The organism is Streptomyces sp. NPDC058691 (assembly GCF_042714775.1).
In the GTDB taxonomy this organism is placed as follows: Bacteria; Actinomycetota; Actinomycetes; order Streptomycetales; family Streptomycetaceae; genus Actinacidiphila.
The window spans coordinates 116,523-135,296 of sequence record NZ_JBHXSO010000020.1 but is presented as its reverse complement, the minus strand read 5'-3'; the positions used below and the strand labels follow the sequence as shown (position 1 = coordinate 135,296).

Genomic DNA, 18,774 nt, shown 5'->3' with positions numbered 1-18,774 from the left:
ACGGGACCGGCTCTGCCTTGAGAGGTCAGTGCCTCAGGAGCGAATACGGCTCACCACGTGTCGGCCATCCCCAACGCTTACGTCCCCATTAGGAGCGTGGGCGCGGCCGGACGTCGGCCGCGCGCCCGGCGGAGCGTGAGCGACGCCGGGTGCTTGATGAGGTAGGGAAATCCGTAACAGCTTGCTGGGCGTGTGCGTGCAGCGATCTCTGGTCAGCGCCACGGTTTCCATCTAATGGTCCGCCTAGTGACAGAGGAGACGACTCACGGCCGCAAGATTTCTCCTTGCGGGTCGTAGCAGACGAGTCCGTGTTCGCGGGCCAACGATGCGGCGTACTCAGATACTTCCTCGGCCTTGCTGTAGGACATGACTAGGTACACGATCGGCCCCGAAGCCTCGTCCATGACTGGTGGCGACGCCCATACCATCTTGCCGTCGATGTCGTCGGGGTACCGGTCGAGGAGCGCCTCAACGTAATCCACGATGCGCTGTGCCGGAGGGATGACGACATCATCCGACTCCAGATAGCGCTCGTAGAGCTCGTCGTACACCGAGCCCGCTTCGTGGTCGTCGGGTGGGAGTTCGCCATCCCACACAGCAAGGTCGTAGCTCACAGCCGAATCATCGCAGGAGCCTCCGCGACCAGGGCTAGTGCTAGGCGATCGCCATTCGGTCGGCCAGCTCTGCCAGGGGTTCGGGGACTCGGTGGCCGGAGAACTGGACAAGATCGCGGACTACTTCGCGGGCCAGGTGATGGGAGTGGACTTGTTCGGGGGCCAGGGCTTCCGCTTCGAGGAGTGCGGCTGTGGCCTCGCCGACGTGTCGCCGCTGCGCGTGCGCTCGCGCCACGTCAACCAGGAAACGTGCCTGACGCTCCGGGGACAGCCCTGAGGGGTCGATGCGTTCGGCCACGTCCAGGGCCATTCCGGCGTCGCCGAGGTCAACTGCGGTACTGACGGCGTGGATCTCGACGTTGGTGGGGCCGAACTCGGTGTCGAAGTCGTTGCGGTCGACTCCATTGGTCGCGGCAATGCGCCGGGCTTCGGCGATGTGAGCGTGCGTGGCAGAGCGGTCTCCCTCGCGGGCGCTGATCACGGCCATGACCAAGTGCATGGCGCCTAGGAGCGACCTTTCCTCCGGGGGGCTGGCGTCTGCCTGGCTGCGAGGTGTCAGCACGTTGATCGCCGACATGGCGGCTTGTTCGGCCTGGTCGGTGCGCTGTTGCCTTATGAAGGCGTGGGCCAGGCGGAAGAGACCCGCAACGACTTCCAGCGGTTGGCCGGCGCGTTCGGCTGCCTGGAGTGCTCGGTCGGCGGCGACCCATGCGGCGTCCGGCTCGTCCTGACGCACGAAGCTCGCTGCGGCTACCTGGTAGGTCCGCGCCAGTAGGGCTTGGAGCTCTGCGCGCCCGGCTTCGGGACCGTGGCGTACGGCGGCTTCGAGTTGCGGCAGCACCTTGGAGAGCCGGTCGCTCAGTGCCGCGTAGCTCGCTGCGTGAGCGAGGTCCCACAGCTCGTCAACGCGCTGGCTGAAGTCGTCAAGCGAGGGCTCCGGGCAGGCGGTGATCTGTCCGAAGAGGCTTCCCAGCGTGGGGTGTCCGGTGAGCGCGACACGTAGCCCGTCGAGGTCGTTGCTCTGCGGCTGCTGCTCGGGCTCGGGCTCGGGTTCGGGAGCGATCTCGGCTTCCGGGCGTAGTTCACGCACTGGTACGCCGAGGGCGTCGGCCAGGGCTTGGAGCACCGACAGGCGCTCGATCGGCTGGATGCCGCGCTCGACTTGGGAGACCCAGCTTTCGGAGCGGCCCATCTCGGCCGCCAGGTCGCGCTGGGACATGCCTCTCTTGCGGCGCAGCTCGGCGACTCGCTGGCCCGCAGTGGGGTTGTCGGTGTCACTCACTGGGGGACCCGGTCGGGTACTTGCCGGCGTACGGGGCCATGAAGTCGACCTCGGTGCGCGCCACGTACTTGTCGCGCTCCGACAGGAAGTGCTTCGTGTGGGCCTGGCGCTCGTGCTCGTCGAATGCGGCACGGTCGGCGTACAGCTCGAAGAAGATGCGCTGGTCCGGGGCGTCCTCGACCTCGTGGCAGGCGTAGACGAGGGTTCCGGGCTCGTTCGCGCGGATGGCGGTGGTGGTCTCGCGCACCAGGGCGTCGAAGCCTTCGGCTCCGCCTTCCTTGAGCGTGAAGCGTACGAACAGCGCGAAGTTGCTCATTTTTCCTCCTCGATGCCAGATTCCAGCATCGCAGAAGTGCAGATCTACTGCTAGTCGCAGCTTTTCTATTGACCCGCAGTTTTTCTGCGAGTAGCTTCGAGTTGTCGCTCCACTACATGACCACGCCCCGTGCGGCGCGCTCTCTGCCAGGATCACGACGCCGCCCGGGGCTCCCACAAAGGGAGCCTTCATCATGCCTGCAACGCTCGCTGTTCGTCCCCGTCCCGGCGCCGCTGTCTGCGGTAGCTGCCAGGGCTCCGGCGAAGAGCTCGACAACGACGGCTCGCTGACCGGCCTGCCCGGCGTAGTCCTCCCGTGCGGGGAGTGCGGTACCCACAACCTGCACGACCGTCCCGGCGAGCACTGCCCCTGCTGGGTGCCGACCTGGGACCACAACGGCGGCCACACCGGCTGGGTGCCGATCCCCCTGAACTACCTCGAAGACGACGGCCCGCTGTTCACGGCCTGCATGCGCCACAACACCGCCGTCCGTGCGGCCCTGTTCACGGCCCCGCTGGCGGTGGTCGCGTGACCTTGACGCCTGTTGCCCCGGCGGCTGTGGCTGATGCTGCGGCCGCCTGCGGCACCGACCCCCACACCCTGGCCGACGCGCTGCGGCTCGCCAACGACCCCGGCTTCGAGCGGTGGCGGGAACAGATCCAGCGCACCGGTGGCTGCGCCGACCCGATCCACCTGCAAGGGCTCACGGTCACCCGCGACGCTGCCACTGGCCAGGTCCTGTATTCGTACTCGACCGACAGTGAGCCGGGGGGCAGGTTACGGGTGGCCTGTGGCAACCGTCGGGCCTCGCGCTGCCCTTCGTGTGCCTGGACCTACGCGGGCGACACCTTCCACCTGATCCGTGCCGGGCTCACGGGGGATGAGCGCAAGGACGTGCCCGTGGCGGTCCGCACGCATCCGAAGGTGTTCGCCACGCTGACCGCGCCGTCGTTCGGCCCGGTCCACAACCGCCCCGACACCGGCCGCTGCCGCTGCGGCACCGCCCATGCCGAGCACGACCCCGAGATCGGCACCCCGCTGGACCCGGAGCGGTACGACTACGCGGGCGCGGTGCTGTGGAACAACCACGCCGGGGATCTGTGGCGGCGGTTCACGATCTACCTGCGCCGGGAGATCGCCGCCCGCGCCGGACTCTCCCAGACAGCCATGAAGGAGGTGTGCCGGGTCTCGTTTGGGAAGGTCGCCGAGTACCAAAAGCGCGGCGCCGTGCACTTCCACGCGATCGTCCGCCTCGACGGCCCCGGCGGCCCGGAAGACGTTCCGCCGTCGTGGGCGAGCGTCGCTTTGCTGGATGCCGCGATCCACGCCGCTGCGGCTCGGGTTTCGGTGCCGGTCCCGGCCGCCGGCACCCACCCGGCCCGGGAGCTGCGCTGGGGTTCGCAGGTCGATGTCCGCCCGATCGGCACCGATGACGGGCAGGAACTGACCGAACAGGCGGTCGCCGCGTACGTGGCCAAGTACGCCACCAAGGCGGCCGAGACCACCGGCACGATCGACCGCCGGGTCGGCAATCGCGAAGCTCTCGACCTGTTCGACCTGCCCGCCCACACCCGCCGCCTGATCGAAGCCTGCTTCGACCTCGACCCGCACTATCCCGACCGCAAGCTCCGCGCCTGGGCCCACATGCTCGGCTTCCGCGGGCACTTCTCGACCAAGTCCCGCCGCTACTCCACCACCCTTGGCGCGCTGCGCCAGGTCCGCGCTGACTACCGCGCCCGCCAGGAACGCCAGCAGCGCGGGCTCCCCGACCCTGACGACACCTTGGAGGGCTCCACGCTCGTGCTCGCTCACTGGACGTATGCCGGACACGGCCACACCCCCGGCGAATCCTGGCTCGCCGCCACCATTGCCCGTGACATCCGCACCAACCGCGACACCGCCCGCGAAGCCCTCGCCGACCTGCCCGCCGAGGACGAGGAGTGGTGAACGTGGCCCGACCGCTCCCGACCCGCTACCTCACCCCCGTCGACCTGGCCGACCTCCTGGGCCTGCCGCTGGAGACGGTCTACCAGTGGCGGCGTAAGCGCATCGGTCCCCGCGGCTTCCGGGTCGGCCGGCACCTGCGCTACGACCCCGAAGACGTCCGCCGCTGGGTAGCCAGCCTCATGGAAGACGAGGCTGCCTGATGGCCGGACACATCCAAGACCGCTGGTACACGACCAAGACCGGGCCGGATGGCAAGTCAGTCAAGGTCAAGTCCCAGCGACACGGGACCGGCCTGCGCTACCGGGCTCGGTACGTCGGTCCCGACGGCTCCGAGAAGTCCAAGAGCTTCCCCGACGGCCAGAAGCGGCTCGCTGAGAAGTGGCTGAGCGCCATCGAGACGGACATGACGCGCGGTCAGTACACCGACCCGAAGTCCGTCCGGATCACGTTCCGACAGTACGCAGAGAAGTGGCTGGACAGTAAGACCTCCAGCCCCATGACCCGGCAGGAACTTGGCCGGCGCCTACGGCTGCACGTCTACCCGGTGCTCGGCTCCCGTCCGGTCGGCACCTTCCGGCCTGAGCACATCAGGGAGCTTCTCGCGGGCCTGGAAGCAAAGCCTGGCGTGAGCCCCTCCTATGCCCGGAACATCTTCGCGGACGTTCAGTCGGTCCTGTCCGCCGCTGTTGATGACTCGCTGCTGTCGCGCAACCCGTGCGGTGCCCGGACTGTGCGCCGGCCCAAGGCGGACCCGCACCGGGTGGTGCCGTGGGTGCCCGCACAGGTGTCCGCCGTTCGAGCGGCGCTCCTGGAGCGGTACCGAGCGATGGTTGACGTAGGCGCTGGGTGCGGCCTTCGCCAGGGGGAGGTGTTCGGGCTGGCCGAGGACTCGATCGACATCGACGGCCACACGCTGCATGTGGTCCGCCAGATCAAGCACGTGGAGGGACACCCGGTATTCGCCCTGCCGAAGGGCGGCAAGAAGCGGGACGTGCCGCTGCCCGACTCCGTGGCGGCTACTCTCCGAGCGCACCTGGATGCCTGCAAGCCTGCAGAGATCACGCTGCCGTGGGACGTGCCGGAGGGACCGAAGGTGTCCGCCCGCCTGATCTTCACGGCGGAGCAGGGCGGCATGGTGTGGCGCAGCAACTTCAACGGCAAGGAGTGGAAGCCCGCCCTGGCGGTCGCCGGCCTCATCCCGGAAGCGGATCAGAACGGCAAGTACGACTCGGCACGCGAACACGGGATGCACGCCCTGAGGCACTTCTACGCCTCGGCACTGCTGGACGCGGGGGAGAACATCAAGGCCGTCAGTGAGTACATGGGCCATGCCGACCCGGCGATGACGCTGCGGGTATACGCCCACCTGATGCCCGACAGCCGAGAGCGTGCCCGTCGAGCTATCGATACCGTGTTTCAGCGCATGGCCCAGGAAGATCACGGCCCACACACGGCCCAGTAGCACTCCGACGGCCCCTGGTCCGTCCATCTGTACATGTCAGGGGCCGTCACTCCGTGAGAAGGCTCTGAACTTCCTCAACTTTGCTTTCGGCCGCGAGGGGTGAGGGCATCACCGTGGCACAACGGAAAGCAAGGAAATCGGGGGGCGGTACCGATGGGACCTCTTGTCATTCTGCTGATCCTCTTCGGGTTCGGCGTGGTGCTGGCACTGGTGATCGTGAACGTCCGGAACGCCAATCGGGGCCGCCGCGGCGGCCGGCGCGGGTACGGCTCGTCTGCCGCCGACGCGGGCGGCGGTGCGGGGTTCGCCTGGTGGGCGGGGGACAGCGGGGCGCCGTCGCACGGGGGAGGCGGCGGCCACCACGGCGGCCACCACGGGGGCGACCACGGGGGCAGCCACTCGTGCGGTGGGGGCGGTGGCCACTCCTCCTGCGGCGGCGGCGGGAGTTCCTGCGGCGGCGGGAGTTCCTGCGGTGGCGGTGGCGGCTGCGGCGGCGGAAGCTGACGATACGAAATTGCGCATTGCCCGTGCCGAATCGCATATGCGCCCGGCGGGTTACTCGCCCGTCGGGCGCATTTGTGGTGAACACCTGAACCCGTACGCGCCCTTGGGGATGTAAAGCGGGTGGAGATGGGTAAAAACGCTGAAGGCGGCGCGCCTTTCATGATTGCGTATTCTCCGACCCCTGCGTGGGCGCAAGCCGACGGGCGATTTCCCCACAGGCGCGGGTCGCCCCGCCTTCTTCCGTGTGAATTTTTCCCTTCCTGGCCTGCCTCCTTCCCTGCTTGCTCGCGATGTGCCTGCGGAGCCGACTCCATGCTCACCACCCTTCAGACCGCCTACACCGACACCCGCGCCGGCGACCTGGCCTGGTGTCTGGGAATGGAAGAGTTGCCGGCGCTGGCCGTGCTCGACCGTGAACTCCCCGGCATCGGGGCGGCGGTCGCCGCGCCCGCGGTCCAGGTCCGGATGCGGCTGCTCGGGGCCTCCCACCAGGTCATCCTGGACTCGCCGAGCGGCCGGTGCTCGGAGACCGTGGCCTGCCTGCCCGGCACCAGCACGCCACTGCCGTTCGGGGTGGCCAGACGGGTGGCCGGCTGGGACTACGAGTTCGCGGCGCGGATCGAGACGCTGTCGCGGGGCGGTTTCGCCGGACGCGCACAGGAGTTGCTCGCACTCGTGGCCGATCACCCCAATGGCCTCGCCGGGACGTTCCCCGGTGATCCGCACGCGTTCACCGCGATGCTCGTGCAGTACAGCGGCGGAAGCGTGCTGTGGCGCACCTGGCACGCATATCCCCAGGAGGGGCGGCTGGTCGCGACCCGGTCGCGGCTGAGCGCGCAGACGTGAGCGTGGGTACGGCGGGCGACCTCCGGGGCGTCAACGCGCCGCCGGGTGCCACCCATCGCACTCCTGTGGGTGACGTGTGAGGCCGTAAACGTGACATAGCGTTCAGACATGATCGACCAGTCGACCTCCACCGCGGCCGGATCGCAGGCCCCGGCGGGGCAGGCGGGCCGGCTCCTGCTGCCCGTCCCGGCGGGGCCGGCGCGGGCGCTGGTGCTCGCCGCGGTCTTCGTCTGCGCCGCGTGCGGGCTGGTGTACGAGCTCGAACTGGTCGCCCTCGCCTCGTACCTGGTCGGTGATTCCGTCACCCAGGCGTCCATCGTGCTGTCGGTCATGGTCTTCGCCATGGGCGTCGGCTCGCTGCTCGCCAAGCGGCTCAACTGCGCGGCGGCGGTCGGCTTCGCCGGGGTGGAGATCGTGCTGGCGCTGGTCGGCGGCCTGTCGGTGATGGGGCTGTACGCGAGCTTCGCGTGGTGCGGCCAGTCCCGTCCCGCCATGGTGGGCTTCGCGTTCGCGATCGGGGTGCTCATCGGGGCCGAGGTCCCCCTGCTGATGACGCTGATCCAGCGGATCCGCCGGCAGGACGCGGGCGGCGCCGTCGCCGACCTCTTCGCCGCGGACTACGTCGGCGCCCTGGTCGGCGGACTCGCCTTCCCCTTCCTCCTGCTGCCCGCCCTGGGCCAGTTGACCGGGGCGCTGCTCACGGGCGCGGTCAACGCGGTCGCGGGCGGCCTCATCGTGCTGTGGCTCTTCCGCGCCGACGTCACGCCGCGGGCGCGCGTCCGGCTGTTCGCCGCCAACGTCGCCGTCCTGGCGGTACTGGCCGGCGCGGCCTGGGCGGCCGGGCCGTTCGAGCGGGCGGCACGGGAGGCGGTGTACGGCGGCCATGTGCGGCTGGCCGAGCGGACCGCGGTCCAGGAGATCGTGGTCACCGGTTCCCCGCTGCGGCTCTACCTCGACGGGCGGCTGCGCGTGTCCGGCCGGGACGAGTACCGGTACCACGAGGCCCTGGTCCACCCCGCCATGGCCGGCGCGCACCGCCGTGTGCTCGTCCTCGGCGGGGGCGACGGCCTCGCGCTGCGGGAGGTGCTGCGCTACCCGGGCGTCCGCTCGGTGACGCTCGTCGACCTCGACGCCGGACTCGTCGCCCTCGCCCGCACCGACCCCGAACTCTCCCGGCTCAACCGGCACGCCTACCGCGACCCCCGGGTGCGCGTACGGGCCGCGGACGCCTTCGACTGGCTGCGCCGGGCACGCTCGGGCTCGGGGCCGCCGCCGCGGGGGTACGACGTCGTGCTGGCCGACCTGCCGGACCCTGAGATCTCGCGCAGCGCGAAGCTGTACTCGCAGGAGTTCTACGGACTGGCCGAGCGCGTGCTGGCCCCGGGCGGGCGGCTCGCCGTGCACGCGGGCGCGCCCGGGGCGTCGCGGAGCGGCTTCTGGACCGTCGACGCCACGGTGCGCGCCGCGGGGTTGCGCACCGCCGACTACTGGATCGGCGCCGGGCGCCGGGGCGGTGACTGGGGCTTCGTCCTCGCCGCCCGGCACCGCGTCCCGTCGCTGCGCCTCGCGGTGGACGCCCCCCGACTGCGCTCCCTGTCCCCCGTCTCGCTCGCCGCGGCCGCGCGCAGAGCCGACGCGTCCGCACTACGCGGTCTGCCGCCTTCCACGCTGATGCATCCGCGCGCGGGCTGAGCGGTTCCGGTGGACCGGGCCAGGGGGTCAGCGCCCCGCCTGGGCCGCGTCCCGTCGGCAGTGGCTGGGCGTCGGTACTTTGCTGCTTCGTCAGCGCGGCCGACGGTCTGCGCCTGACGGTGGACGTCGCCGCTTGGCTCGCCGCCGCCCGCGAGCGGGTCCGGTCGGCCGGGTTCGGAGTCCAGGGCCCCGCCTCGGCTGCCGGGGCACCGTGTCCCGTCGCCATTGGCTGGGCGTCGGCATCGCCCATCTCGCCGCCGCTCTGAACCCTTTCCGCTGCGTCATCGGCGGCACCTGGCACGGCTGGTCCCCCGCCGCTCCGGCGGGCGAACCGCCGCCGGGTCGAGCGGCTGTGCCTGACGGTGGACGCCCGCGCCTTGCTCGCCGCAGCCCGCGCGTTGGGCTGAGCGGGTCCGGTCGACCGGGTTCGGCGTCCAGCGCCCCACCTGAGCACCGCGTCCCGTCGGCAGTGGCTGGGCGTCGGCATCGCCCATCTCGCCGCCGCTCTTGACCCTTTCTGCCGCTTCCGGCGGGCGAACCGCCGCCGGGTCGAGCGGCTGTGCCTGACGGTGGACGCCCCCGCCTCGCGCACCGCGGCCTTCCGCGCTGACGCACCCGCGCACGGGCCGGGCCGGATCCGCACTGAAGGCGATGGGACGTCGAGCGGAGCGCTCAGGCGGTACCCGGGGGCGCGAACCCGGGCCGATCGACCACCGGATCGCGCCGGGGACGATTAGGCTCGCCCGCATGGAGCCGCATGAGGTGTTCGTTCCGTTTCCGGCCGAAACCATTCGCCAGGCGCTCGCCGACCTGGAGCGCGTCGCCCGCTGCGTTCCCGGCCTCCAGCGCGACGCCGGCGCCGCCGAGGGCCTCGCCGGCCGTCTGAGGCTCCGCATCGGCGGCTCGACGATCACCTACCGCGGCGCCCTCCGGCTGACCCCGCGCGGCGGTGGCCTGTCCGTGGAGGGAGAGGCGGCGGAGGCGCGCGGCGCCGGCACGGTCAAGCTGGCGCTGGAGGTCGGCGTGGACGCCGTGTCCGGCGGGACGCTGCTGACCTTCACCGGCGGGGTGCAGGCCGACGGCCGGCTCGCGGAGTACGACGACGCCGTGGCGGCGGCCGCGGGCGTGCGGCTGCTCGACCGGTTCGCCGCCGCCCTCACCTCCGACCTGGAGCCGGCCGCGGCCGGCATCGAGGAGATCGCCGGTCTGGTGGACCTCGCGGAGGAGGACCTGCCCGCGCAGGTCGACGAGTTCACCGTGCACGACGTGCACGAGACCCGCGACGCCCGCGACGCCCGTGACACCCACGGCCCCGGGGAGCCCGACGAACCCGGCCACCTCCCCGGCGACCTGGACGATCTCGCGGACGACCTCGCGGACGATCTCGACGAGGACGAGGACATCGACGGCATCGGCCCCATCGGCCGGGTCCCGGACGTCCCCGAGGACCCCGCCGGGATCGACCTGCCCGCCGAGGCCGCCTACGCCCGCCGCACCCTCATCGGCCGCAGCGCCGAAGAGGTCGACCACGCCCCGCCGCGCGGCCGGTACGCCCCCGTGCCCGCGCCGCAGAACGGTTCGGCCACGGCCTCGCTGCGCCGCTACGCCCCGGCCGCGGCGGCGCTGCTGCTGTCGGCGGTGGTCGCGGGGCGCGTACTGAGGCGCCGCAGGCGGTCGTTCCCGTAGGGTCTGGTCCGTGGCCACGGACCAGACCCATGACGGGCGAACCGACGAACACGCAGTCCAACTCGAGGCCGGGCAGGCGCGGCTGACGATCCACCCGGATCGCGGCTGCCGCGTAGCCTCGCTGACCGTCGACGGCGTGGAACTGCTGCGGCAGGGCGAGAAATTCGGGTCCTTCCCGATGGTGCCGTGGTGCGGCCGCACCCGGGACGGGCAGTTCCGCAACGGCGGTGTGCTGCACCAGCTGCCGCGCGACGCCGGGCCCCACGCCATCCACGGCACCGGCCGGCACACCGCATGGCAACAGGCGCCGGGCGCCACCGCCACCGACGTCAGCTTCTACTACGACCTCGCCGAGCCCTGGCCGTACAAGGGCCGGGTCACCCAGCGCTTCTCGCTCACCGAGGACCACGCCGAGCTCACCATGAGCGTGGAGACCACCGGCGACTCCTTCCCCGCCCAGGCCGGCTGGCACCCCTGGTTCCTGCGCAACCTCGGCCGCGGCGGCCAGGACGCCGAGATCGCCTTCTCCCCGGGCTGGATGGAGCAGCGCGGCGAGGACCACCTGCCCACCGGGCAGCGGGTCGACCCCACGCCGCGCCCGTGGGACGACTGCTTCGGCATGCCGGACGGCGTGGACGTGACGCTGACCTGGCCGGGCGAGTTGCGGCTGCGGACCACCAGCCCGGCGCCGTGGGTGGTCCTGTACGACGAGCAGCCCGAGGCGGTCTGCGTCGAACCGCAGTCCGGCCCGCCCAACGGCCTCAACAGCGACCCGCGGCTGGTCACCCCGCTCGAACCGCTGGAGATGCGCGCGACCTGGGCCTGGGAACGGCTCGGATAGGCTCGTGACCATGAGCGACGCGCGTGAAGCCCTGCTGCGGCAGATCAAGGACAAGGCCGTGGTGCACGGCAAGGTGACCCTGTCGTCGGGCCTCGAGGCCGACTACTACATCGACCTGCGCCGGATCACGCTGGACGCCGAGGCCGCCCCGCTGGTCGGCCAGGTCATGCTGGACACCACCGCGGACCTGGACTTCGACGCCGTCGGCGGGCTCACGCTCGGGGCCGACCCGGTCGCCACCTCAATGCTGCACGCCGCCGCCGCGCGCGGCCGGAAGCTGGACGCGTTCGTCGTCCGCAAGGCGCAGAAGGCGCACGGCATGCAGCGCCGTATCGAGGGCCCGGACATCGCGGGCCGCCGGGTGCTGGTCGTCGAGGACACCTCCACCACCGGCGGTTCTCCGCTGACCGCCGTGAAGGCCGCCCGCGAGGCCGGCGCCGAGGTGGTCGCCGTCGCGGTGATCGTCGAGCGCGGCGCCGCGCCGGCCATCGCGGAGGCGGGCCTTCCGTACCTCCAGGCCTTCGGTCTCGCGGACCTGGATCTCGTCTGACCTTGCTGACCTCGCCTGACATCGCTTGACCTTGCCCGACCTCGGCCGACTTCCGTCCTGAGCCGGGGTTTTCGCCGGGGGTCGGCCGTTTCACGTGAAACGGCCGACCCCTGACGTATGTCCGCGGTGCGCATAGTGTGGAGCTGCGGGGGTCGTCTGCCAAGATGGGGGCGACGATGACGTCGATCCCAGGTCAGGGTCACTCACCGAACAACCCGCACATCACAAGGAGCGGACAGATGCCCATCGCAACCCCCGAGATCTACAGCGAGATGCTCGACCGGGCGAAGGCAGGCAGGTTCGCCTACCCGGCCATCAACGTGACCTCGACCCAGACCCTGCACGCCGCGCTGCGCGGCTTCGCGGAGGCGGAGAGCGACGGCATCGTCCAGATCTCGACGGGCGGCGCCGAGTTCCTCGGTGGCCAGTACAGCAAGGACATGGTCACCGGTTCGGTGGCGCTCGCGGAGTTCGCGCACATCGTGGCCGAGAAGTACCCGGTCAACGTCGCGCTGCACACCGACCACTGCCCGAAGGACAAGCTCGACGGCTATGTGCGTCCGCTGCTGAAGCTGTCCCAGGAGCGCGTGGCCGCCGGCCGCAACCCGCTGTTCCAGTCGCACATGTGGGACGGCTCCGCCGAGACCCTCGACCACAACCTCGCCATCGCGCAGGAGCTGCTGGCCGAGGCCGCCAAGGCGAAGATCATCCTCGAGGTGGAGATCACCCCCACCGGCGGCGAGGAGGACGGCGTCTCCCACGAGATCAACGACGAGCTGTACACCACCGTCGATGACGCGCTGCGCACCGCCGAGGCCCTCGGCCTGGGCGAGAAGGGCCGCTACCTGCTGGCCGCCTCCTTCGGCAACGTCCACGGCGTCTACAAGCCGGGCAACGTCGTGCTCCGTCCCGAGCTGCTCAAGGACCTCCAGGCGGGCGTGGGCGCCAAGTACGGCAAGCAGGAGCCGTTCTGGTTCGTCTTCCACGGCGGCTCCGGCTCCACCAAGCAGGAGATCGCCACGGCGCTGGAGAACGGCGTCGTCAAGATGAACATCGACACCGACACCCAGTACGCCTTCACCCGCCCGGTCGTGGAGCACATGTTCCGCAACTACGACGGTGTGCTGAAGGTCGACGGCGAGGTCGGCAGCAAGAAGCAGTACGACCCGCGCACGTGGGGCAAGTCGGCCGAGGCCGGCATGGCCGCCCGTGTCGTCGAGGCCTGCGGCGACCTGCGTTCCGCCGGCACCCGGCTGAAGTAGCCGTCGCCCGCGCGAACGGCACCGGGCCCGGTCCCTCCAGGTGGAGGGGCCGGGCCCCGGCCATACTGGGGCCCATGGCCATTCACGAGAACCTGCTCGGGGGACCGCCCCCGACCAACCTGCCCGACGAGCCCGAGCCGAGGGAGCTGCTCGCCTCGGGAGCCGCGCCCGCCGACGTCGCCGCGAAGTACCCGGCGTCGTCCCTGGCCTGGGCGGAGCTGGCGGACGCCGCCTACGCCGGCGGCCGGGTCGTCGAGTCGTACGCCTACGCGCGCACCGGCTACCACCGCGGCCTGGACGCGCTGCGCCGCAACGGCTGGAAGGGCCACGGGCCGGTGCCCTGGGAGCACGAGCCCAACCGCGGCTTCCTGCGCGCCCTGCACGCGCTGGCGCGGGCCGCCCAGTCGATCGGCGAGAAGGAGGAGTACGAGCGCTGCTCCAGCTTCCTGCGCGACTCCTCCCCGACCGCCGCGGAAACCCTGGGCTGACGCCCGCGGGGCCCGGAACGGCAGACCCAGGACCATCGCAGCAGGTGGGAGGGGCTTGCCGGACCGGGCCCCGACCACGCATGATGCGCGATGGGCCCGGCGCCGAAGTGAGCACGGACCCGAGGGGACCGGGGCCCGCCGCCGGACGGCGGGGGCAGACCGCTACCCGGTAGCTCGTATTCACGGAGACACCGATGTCCCACCACCCCGATGGTTCCCAGGCGGCCCCCGAGGCCCCGCACCTGGACTTCGAGGGCACCACGCCGTACGAGGACTACGTCCAGGCGGACGTCCTCACCCATCTCCAGCACCCCCGCTCCGACGACCCCGGTGAGATGGTCTTCCTGGTGACCACCCAGGTCATGGAGCTGTGGTTCACCGTCATCGTGCACGAGTGGGAGACCGCCTCTCGCGCGCTGGCGGCCGACGACCTGTCGACCGCGATGGCCGCACTCAAGCGCAGCACGTACGAACTGCAGTCGCTGAACGCCTCGTGGGAGCCGCTGGCGCACCTCACACCGGCGCAGTTCAACGCCTACCGCGCCGCGCTCGGCGAGGGCTCGGGCTTCCAGTCCGCGATGTACCGGCGCATGGAGTTCCTGCTCGGCGAGAAGTCGGCCTCCATGCTGGTGCCGCACCGCGGCTCGCCGCGTGTCCACGCCGAGCTGGAGAAGGCGCTCCACGAGCCGAGCCTGTACGACGAGGTGCTGCGCCTGCTGGCGCGCCGCGGGTTCGCGATCCCGGTGCGGGAGGACCTGTCCAGGCGCTACGACGGCGATCCGGCCGTCGAGCGGGTCTGGCAGGAGATCTACTCCGGTGACCAGGACGCCGAACTGGTGCGGCTCGGCGAGGCGCTGACCGAGGTCGCCGAACTGGTGTGGCGCTGGCGCAACGACCACCTGGTCGCCACCCGCCGCGCGATGGGTGCCAAGACCGGCACGGGCGGCTCCGCCGGGGTCGCCTGGCTGGAGAAGCGCGCCACCAAGAACGTGTTCCCCGAGCTCTGGACGGCCCGCAGCCATGTCTGACACCACGCACCTCCCCGCCTCCGGCGCCGAGTCCCCGGCCGCCAAGGCGCTGCGCCTCGACACCGCCGACGAACTGGCCAAGGTCCGCGACCGCTTCGTGCTGGACGACGTGATCTACCTGGACGGCAACTCGCTGGGCGCGCTGCCCGCCGGAGTGAGGGACCGGATCGCGGACGTCATCTCCCGCGAGTGGGGCTCCCTGCGCATCCGCTCGTGGGGCGAGAGCGGCTGGTGGACCGCGCCCGAGCGGATCGGCGACCGCGTCGGCGCGCTGATCGGCGCCGCCCCCGGCCAGGTCGTGGTCGGCGACTCCACCAGCGTCAACGTCTTCAAGGCCGTCGTGGGTGCCGTTCGGATGGCGCAGCAGGCCGATCCGGGCCGCACCGAGGTGCTGGTCGACGCCACGACGTTCCCCACGGACGGCTACATCGCCGAGTCCGCCGCCCGGATGACCGGCTGCTCGATCCGCGCGGTCGACGCCGCCGGCCTCGCCGCCGCGGCCGGCCCGCGCACCGCCGTCGCGCTGGTCAACCACGTCGACTACCGCACCGGCCGGCTGAACGACCTGCGCGGCACCACCGCCGCCGTCCACGCGGCCGGCGCCCTGGTGGTCTGGGACCTGTGCCACACGGCGGGGGCCCTGCCGGTGGACCTGGACGAGCACGGTGTGGACCTCGCCGTCGGCTGCACGTACAAGTACCTCAACGGCGGCCCGGGCGCGCCCGCGTACCTGTACGTCCGCCGTGACCTGCAGCCGCGCTTCGACTCGCCGCTGCCGGGCTGGAACTCCCACCGCGACCCGTTCGCGATGGAGGCCGCCTACCGTCCCGCCGACGGCAGCGTCCGCGGCCGGGTCGGCACCCCGGAGATCCTGTCGCTGCTGGCGCTGGACGCGGCCCTCGACGTCTGGGACGGCGTGTCCCTGGGCGCCGTGCGGGCCAAGAGCCTGGCCCTCACCGACTTCTTCCTGGAAAGCGTCGCGGCGTACGTCCCGGCGGGCGTGGTCACCCCGGTGACCCCGGCCGCGCACGCCGAACGCGGCAGCCAGGTCGCCCTGCGCTGCGCCGACGCGGGCGCGGTGATGGGGGAGCTCATCAGCCGGGGCGTGGTGGGGGACTTCCGGGAGCCGGATATCCTCCGCTTCGGATTCACCCCGCTCTACACGAGGTTCGCGGACGCGGAGCGCGCGGCCCGGGTCCTCGCCGAGGTCCTTGAAGGAAGCCGGTAACGCATGTCCGACCCCACCCCGCCCCCCGCCTCCGCCGGCCGACCGGAGGTGGCCTCCGGGCCGAGCCAGACCACCGCGGCCGGCGTCGCCGGGACGGGGGAGGGGGCCGCGCTGCGGGACGCCGCCGAGGAGGCGTCGGCGCTGGGGCACGCCCCCGTGGCGCCGGACGCCACCGCCGCGTACGGCGAACACCCCGACCAGGTCGTCGACTTCCACCGCCCGAGGGGTGGTGCGCAGGAGGGGCAGCCGGGGCCGCTGGTGGTGTTCTTCCACGGCGGCGCCTGGCGGGCCGCGTACGACCGGCGGCACGTCTCGCCGCTCGCGGCGTTCCTGGCACGGCGCGGGTTCGCCGTGGCCTCGGTGGAGTACCGCCGGGGCAACGGCGGCCCGGTCGCCGGTCGCTGGCCGGACACCTTCGACGATGTGGCCGCGGCCGTGGACGCCGTGCCGGAACTGGCCGTGGCGGCCCTGGGCGCGGATGTCGTTGACCCCCGGCGGATCGTGCTCGCCGGGCACTCCGCGGGCGGCCATCTCGCGCTGTGGGCCGCCGCCCGGCACGTGCTGCCGCCGCGGTCGCGCTGGTACCGCCCGTCGCCGGCCCCGCTGCGCGGAGTGGTCGCCCTGTCGCCCCTGGCGGACTTCGCGACCGCGGTGGAGCTGGACGTGTGCTCCGGCGCGGTCATGGAACTGCTCGGCGGCCCGGAGCAGCTGCCGCTGCGCGGCCCCGAGACCGACCCGGCCGCACTGCTGCCCACCGGCATCCCGGTGACCGTCGTGCACGGCAGCGCGGACACCGTGGTGCCGCCCCAGGTCGCGGAGGCCTTCGTGGCCGCGACGGCCAAGGCGGGCGAGGAGGCGCAGCTGACGTTGCTGGCGGAGGTGGGCCACTTCCCGGTCATCGATCCCGACGCCGACGCGGCGGCCGTGGTCGCCGAGGAGATCGCGCAACTGGCCTGGTGACGACGGTGTCGTACTTGAGACGGATGCCCGGACGTCATCTTCTGCGGTGACGACGACGAACGGACCGATCCCTACGGTGAGAGCGTGACCGAGACAAGCCAGACCACGCTGCGGACCGAACTCCGCATGGCCCGCGGCGCCCTGAGCGGCCTGCGGCGGGATCTGATAACCGACGCCTTCGCCTTCCACCCGATGGCACCGCTGCGCGAGGGGAACGCCCTGCTCGGGCTGGTGCCGCGCCGGTTGCGGGGGTACGCCCGCTGGCTGCCGCACGCGGTGCTGACCGGCTTCACGTTCCTGCTGATGCTGATAGCGACCGAGAGCCGCGGCGGGCTCGTCGGTGTCGTGGCCGCCCTGCTCTGCGGTGTGCCGCTGCTGACGACGATGTTCCGGCCGATCGGCGCCTGGTGGCTGTCCTTCGGGGCCACGGTGCTGACGGGGCTGCTCTTCACCGACGGCTGGTCGTCCACCGGGCCGTGGACGGACACCGGTTTCGTCTCGCACCTGGCGGTGATGGCGGTCGTGGCGGCGCGCACCCGGGCCCGGGTGGCCGCCGAGATGTGGCTGCTCACCGCCGCGCTGGGGCTGGCCTTCAACTCGCTGGCGGGCTGGTACGGGGCCGACCCGTTCATCATGATCTTCCTCTCCGGCATCGTCCTGCTCGTCGTGGCGGCGGTGCGCGGCCTGCGCGACTCCAAGAAGGCGGTGGCCGCACAGGTCGCCGCCACCGAGACGGAGCGCACCCGCCGCACGCTGCTGGAGGAGCGCACGACGATCGCCCGCGAACTGCACGACGTCGTCGCCCACCACATGTCGGTGATCGCCATCCAGGCGGAGGCCGCCCCCTACCGCGTCGAGAACCCGCCCGAGGCGCTGACCCAGAGCTTCGCGATCATCCGCGAGAACGCCGTCATCGCCCTGACCGAGCTGCGCCGGGTGCTGGGCGTCGTACGGGCGGAGGATTCCATGCGGTGGGAAGCCCCCGACGCCCCGCAGCCGACCCTCGGCGACCTGGACCGGCTGATCGCCAACGTGCGCGAGGCCGGGCTCGGCGTGGAGAAGACAGTGACCGGCGCGGTGCGCGAACTCCCGCAAGGTGTCGAGCTGTCGGCGTACCGGATCATCCAGGAGGCGCTGAGCAACACCCTGCGGCACGCGCCGGGCGCCGCCGCGAGCGTGGAGATCTCCTACGTCCTCGGCGGCCTCGGCCTGCGCGTCGTCAACGGACCGCCGCGCGGCCTGCTCAAGCCTTCGCCAGGGGCCGGCCACGGCATCACCGGCATGCGGGAGCGGGTGGGGATGCTCGGCGGCGAGATGACCGACGGGCCCACCGAGGACGGCGGTTACGAGGTCGCGGTCTTCATCCCCGTCACCGCGGACCGGTCATGACCGGGACGGCGATCCGGGTGCTGATCGCGGACGACCAGATGATGGTCCGCGAGGGGTTCTCGGTGCTGCTGAACGCGCAGCCGGACATCGAGGTGGTCGGCGAGGCCGTCGACGGCCGGCAGGCGGTCGAGCAGGTCGCGGTGCTGCGGCCGGACGTGGTCCTGATGGACATCCGCATGCCCGAGATGAACGGCCTGGAGGCGACCCGCGAGATCGTCGCCGCGGACGCCGACGCCAAGGTGCTCGTACTGACCACCTTCGACCTGGACGAGTACGTCTACCAGGCGTTGCGGGCGGGCGCGTCGGGCTTCCTGCTCAAGGACGCCTCCGCACGCCAGCTCGCCGACGGGGTGCGGATCGTCGCCGCCGGGGACGCCCTGCTGGCCCCGGCGGTCACCAGACGGCTCATCACCGAGTTCAACCGGCTCGGCACGCCGAGGCCGCCGACCCAGGAGCGGGTGGGGGACCTCACGGAGCGTGAGACGGAGGTGCTGGTGCTGGTCGCCCAGGGACTGTCCAACGCGGAGATCGCCGGGCACCTGGTCGTCGCGGAATCGACGGTGAAGACGCATGTGAGCCGCGTGCTGGTGAAGCTCGGGCTGCGGGACCGGACGCAGGCCGCGGTCTTCGCGTACGAGGCGCGGCTGGTCACCCCTGGCGGCTGACCGGACGGAGGGTA

The 18,774-nt window shown here is 71.8% G+C and carries 20 protein-coding genes; 17 read left to right on the top strand and 3 right to left on the bottom strand.

Going from position 1 to position 18,774, the window contains the following annotated elements:
* Nucleotides 1-263: 263 nt before the first annotated feature.
* From ACFWVC_RS16830 to ACFWVC_RS16820, 3 genes are read right to left on the bottom strand one after another with little or no spacing between them, the layout of a single operon-like run.
* Nucleotides 264-614 (bottom strand): hypothetical protein, encoded by a 351-nt coding sequence (locus ACFWVC_RS16830; protein WP_384285464.1) that lies wholly within the window; start codon nucleotides 612-614, stop codon nucleotides 264-266.
* Between the two features lie 40 nt (nucleotides 615-654).
* Nucleotides 655-1,896, bottom strand: coding sequence for a helix-turn-helix domain-containing protein (locus tag ACFWVC_RS16825; protein ID WP_384285459.1), 1,242 nt, complete (start codon nucleotides 1,894-1,896; stop codon nucleotides 655-657).
* Nucleotides 1,889-2,212, bottom strand: a complete 324-nt coding sequence (locus ACFWVC_RS16820) for a putative quinol monooxygenase (RefSeq protein ID WP_384285455.1) — start codon at nucleotides 2,210-2,212, stop codon at nucleotides 1,889-1,891. Before ACFWVC_RS16820 ends, ACFWVC_RS16825 begins: the two co-directional genes overlap by 8 nt.
* Before the next feature lie 193 nt (nucleotides 2,213-2,405).
* On the opposite strand from ACFWVC_RS16820, the gene ACFWVC_RS16815 reads away from it, so the two are divergent.
* The 17 genes from ACFWVC_RS16815 (at nucleotide 2,406) to ACFWVC_RS16735 (ending at nucleotide 18,760) form a co-directional block, all read left to right on the top strand.
* Entirely contained in the window at nucleotides 2,406-2,744 is a 339-nt protein-coding gene (locus tag ACFWVC_RS16815) for a hypothetical protein (RefSeq protein WP_384285453.1), read from the top strand.
* A gap of 26 nt (nucleotides 2,745-2,770) precedes the next feature.
* Nucleotides 2,771-4,159, top strand: a complete 1,389-nt coding sequence (gene repSA, locus ACFWVC_RS16810; protein WP_384285449.1) for a replication initiator protein RepSA — start codon at nucleotides 2,771-2,773, stop codon at nucleotides 4,157-4,159.
* A 2-nt stretch (nucleotides 4,160-4,161) separates the two neighbouring features.
* Nucleotides 4,162-4,359, top strand: a complete 198-nt coding sequence (locus tag ACFWVC_RS16805; protein WP_384285444.1) for a helix-turn-helix domain-containing protein — start codon at nucleotides 4,162-4,164, stop codon at nucleotides 4,357-4,359.
* Nucleotides 4,359-5,621 carry a tyrosine-type recombinase/integrase gene (locus ACFWVC_RS16800; protein ID WP_384285441.1) on the top strand — a complete coding sequence of 421 codons (1,263 nt, stop codon included), beginning with the start codon at nucleotides 4,359-4,361 and terminating at the stop codon, nucleotides 5,619-5,621. Before ACFWVC_RS16805 ends, ACFWVC_RS16800 begins: the two co-directional genes overlap by 1 nt.
* Before the next feature lie 153 nt (nucleotides 5,622-5,774).
* Nucleotides 5,775-6,125, top strand: coding sequence for a hypothetical protein (locus tag ACFWVC_RS16795; RefSeq protein ID WP_384285438.1), 351 nt, complete (start codon nucleotides 5,775-5,777; stop codon nucleotides 6,123-6,125).
* 312 nt (nucleotides 6,126-6,437) lie between these two features.
* Nucleotides 6,438-6,971, top strand: a complete 534-nt coding sequence (locus ACFWVC_RS16790; protein ID WP_384285432.1) for a DUF2617 family protein — start codon at nucleotides 6,438-6,440, stop codon at nucleotides 6,969-6,971.
* Nucleotides 6,972-7,079: 108 nt separating this feature from the next.
* Nucleotides 7,080-8,663 (top strand): polyamine aminopropyltransferase, encoded by a 1,584-nt coding sequence (locus ACFWVC_RS16785; protein ID WP_384285428.1) that lies wholly within the window; start codon nucleotides 7,080-7,082, stop codon nucleotides 8,661-8,663.
* Nucleotides 8,664-9,410: 747 nt separating this feature from the next.
* Nucleotides 9,411-10,349 (top strand): SRPBCC domain-containing protein, encoded by a 939-nt coding sequence (locus tag ACFWVC_RS16780; protein ID WP_384285425.1) that lies wholly within the window; start codon nucleotides 9,411-9,413, stop codon nucleotides 10,347-10,349.
* Nucleotides 10,350-10,359: 10 nt separating this feature from the next.
* Entirely contained in the window at nucleotides 10,360-11,190 is an 831-nt protein-coding gene (locus tag ACFWVC_RS16775; protein ID WP_384285421.1) for an aldose 1-epimerase, read from the top strand.
* Nucleotides 11,191-11,194: 4 nt separating this feature from the next.
* Nucleotides 11,195-11,740, top strand: coding sequence for an orotate phosphoribosyltransferase (gene pyrE, locus ACFWVC_RS16770; RefSeq protein ID WP_384285417.1), 546 nt, complete (start codon nucleotides 11,195-11,197; stop codon nucleotides 11,738-11,740).
* A 239-nt stretch (nucleotides 11,741-11,979) separates the two neighbouring features.
* Nucleotides 11,980-13,002, top strand: a complete 1,023-nt coding sequence (gene fbaA, locus ACFWVC_RS16765) for a class II fructose-bisphosphate aldolase (protein ID WP_384285415.1) — start codon at nucleotides 11,980-11,982, stop codon at nucleotides 13,000-13,002.
* 74 nt (nucleotides 13,003-13,076) lie between these two features.
* The gene (locus ACFWVC_RS16760) at nucleotides 13,077-13,490 is read left to right on the top strand and encodes a DUF3151 domain-containing protein (protein ID WP_384285412.1); all 414 of its coding nucleotides are present in this window, start codon (nucleotides 13,077-13,079) and stop codon (nucleotides 13,488-13,490) included.
* A 194-nt stretch (nucleotides 13,491-13,684) separates the two neighbouring features.
* Complete coding sequence (locus ACFWVC_RS16755; protein WP_384285410.1) at nucleotides 13,685-14,518, top strand: tryptophan 2,3-dioxygenase family protein; 834 nt, start codon at nucleotides 13,685-13,687, stop codon at nucleotides 14,516-14,518.
* Nucleotides 14,511-15,746: a kynureninase gene (gene kynU / locus ACFWVC_RS16750; RefSeq protein WP_384285408.1), complete on the top strand. Its 1,236-nt coding sequence runs from the start codon at nucleotides 14,511-14,513 to the stop codon at nucleotides 15,744-15,746. Before ACFWVC_RS16755 ends, kynU begins: the two co-directional genes overlap by 8 nt.
* Before the next feature lie 3 nt (nucleotides 15,747-15,749).
* Complete coding sequence (locus tag ACFWVC_RS16745; RefSeq protein WP_384285406.1) at nucleotides 15,750-16,706, top strand: alpha/beta hydrolase family protein; 957 nt, start codon at nucleotides 15,750-15,752, stop codon at nucleotides 16,704-16,706.
* Between the two features lie 84 nt (nucleotides 16,707-16,790).
* Nucleotides 16,791-18,095 (top strand): sensor histidine kinase, encoded by a 1,305-nt coding sequence (locus ACFWVC_RS16740; protein ID WP_384285402.1) that lies wholly within the window; start codon nucleotides 16,791-16,793, stop codon nucleotides 18,093-18,095.
* Nucleotides 18,092-18,760 (top strand): response regulator, encoded by a 669-nt coding sequence (locus tag ACFWVC_RS16735; protein WP_384285398.1) that lies wholly within the window; start codon nucleotides 18,092-18,094, stop codon nucleotides 18,758-18,760. Before ACFWVC_RS16740 ends, ACFWVC_RS16735 begins: the two co-directional genes overlap by 4 nt.
* The last annotated feature ends 14 nt before the right edge of the window (nucleotides 18,761-18,774 follow it).